This window comes from Polynucleobacter sp. 39-46-10, from assembly GCF_002282275.1.
In genome coordinates, this window is record NZ_NCJB01000423.1 from 1 (window position 1) to 1747 (window position 1747).

3 protein-coding genes are annotated in these 1747 nt (G+C 47.5%); all 3 read right to left on the reverse strand.

Features of this window, described 5'->3' with window-relative positions:
• On the reverse strand, positions 1-270 hold a 270-nt coding region (locus tag B7X71_RS16395; protein ID WP_293601515.1), incomplete at its 3' end, for a flavoprotein.
• Positions 271-279: 9 nt separating this feature from the next.
• Positions 280-774, reverse strand: coding sequence for a signal peptidase II (lspA, locus tag B7X71_RS16400; RefSeq protein ID WP_293601516.1), 495 nt, complete (start codon positions 772-774; stop codon positions 280-282).
• Between the two features lie 26 nt (positions 775-800).
• Positions 801-1747 (reverse strand): class I tRNA ligase family protein (locus B7X71_RS16405; protein WP_293601517.1); only part of this gene is annotated, 947 nt, incomplete at its 5' end.

A 1747-nucleotide genomic window follows, 5' to 3' on the forward strand; every position in this document is an offset into this window, starting at 1 on the left:
CGGCGCAATCAAAATCGCATCTGCAGCTCTAGAAAGTTCAATGTGGGCCATATTGTTGGCAATGCTGCTATCCCATTGGCTGGTGTAAACCGGATTGCCTGTGAGTGCTTGCATGGTGACTGGCGTCACAAATTGTTGAGCAGCTTGGGTCATTACCACTTGGACGCTGGCACCTTCTTGCATCAACTGACGTGCTAGCTCAGCCGACTTATAGGCTGCAATGCCACCAGAAATGCCGAGTACGATTTTCTTATTTAAAAGTGATTGCATGGGACCAGCTTAATGGGATTGAGGCTTTTTGCCAAATGACTTGCTAAGCTCGCCCCAAATAATGAGGCCAGCACCAATGCAAATGGCACTATCGGCAATATTGAAAGCAGGCCAATGCCAATTGGCGTAATGTAAATCTATAAAATCGACTACAGCGCCATACAAGATGCGATCCAAGACATTGCCAAGTGCACCTCCCAGAATGAGGCTGAGAGCCCAGCAGAGCATCTTGTCACTCAGACTCTTGCGTAGCAGCCAAAGGATGTAAGCCGAAGCTGCTAAGCCAAGGATCGTAAAGAACCAGCGCTGCCATCCTGAGCTCTGAGCTAAAAAAGAAAACGCTGCCCCCGGGTTGAATAGCAACAACCAGTTCATAAATGGCAGGACGGGTTCAGGTACGCCTAATTGAAGATTGCTTAAGGCAGACCATTTACTCAGCTGGTCTAGCAATAGCGTAATGCTTGCAATCGCTAGATAACGAAGAAATGATAGGTTTGCGCTCATAGCGTGGTGGTATGAATGCCGATTGTTTATGCAAACAAGCGTGCTTCACCATCTCCAAAAAGATTGCTGATACATCTACCGCACAATTCTGGATGCTCTGCATTGGTGCCAACATCGGCGGTGTGATGCCAGCAGCGCCCACACTTTTTATATTGACTGCCTCTCACCAGAACTTCGAGACCGCCATTACTCAATTCAATATTGGCACTAGAGGTAATGGTGACAAAGCGCAAGTCATCTTCAAGAGAATGCAAAATTGCAAAATCGATATCACCCACTTTAATGGTGAGCTCTGCTTGCAGAGATGAGCCTACATTGCCAGCCTCACGTTCAATCTCAATAGCCTTCGTTACCTCAGAGCGAATTTCGCGAATGCGTGCCCACTTTGCAAGTAGCTCTGTTGCATGCTCGATTTCTGGGAAGGTGCCGAACTCTTCCATGAAGATGGATTCGCTGAGTTTCTCATTTGCACCATGCGGGAATGATGACCACGCTTCCTCGGCAGTAAAGGATAGGAATGGAGCCAACCACTTTAAAAGATTGCGAGTGATGTGAAACAGTGCGTTTTGTGCAGCACGACGCTCTTTAGAGTCTGGAGCGCTGGTATATAAGCGATCTTTCAGAATATCTAAGTAGAAGCCACCTAAATCTTCCGAGCAGAAAGTCAGCATGCGAGCTACAGCGGGCTGGAACTCATAAGCTTTGTAGTGAGCCTGTACTTCATTTTGTAATTGATTGCCTAGAGCAACAGCATAGCGATCAATCTCAAGCCACTCACTTGCAGGCATGCTGTGCTTTGATGGGTCAAAGTCAGATAGGTTGGCCAGCAAGAAACGCAAAGTATTGCGAATACGACGATAGCTTTCAACCACACGTTTCAGAATCTCATCCGAGATCGTCATCTCGCCGGAGTAATCGGTAGACGCTACCCACAAACGAATAATTTCTGCGCCCAGCTTGTCAGCAACCTGCG

Excerpts from the sequence above, each read along its gene's own strand:
- lspA (WP_293601516.1), bottom strand. The coding sequence starts at position 774 with ATGAGCGCAAACCTATCATTTCTTCGTTATCTAGCGATTGCAAGCATT.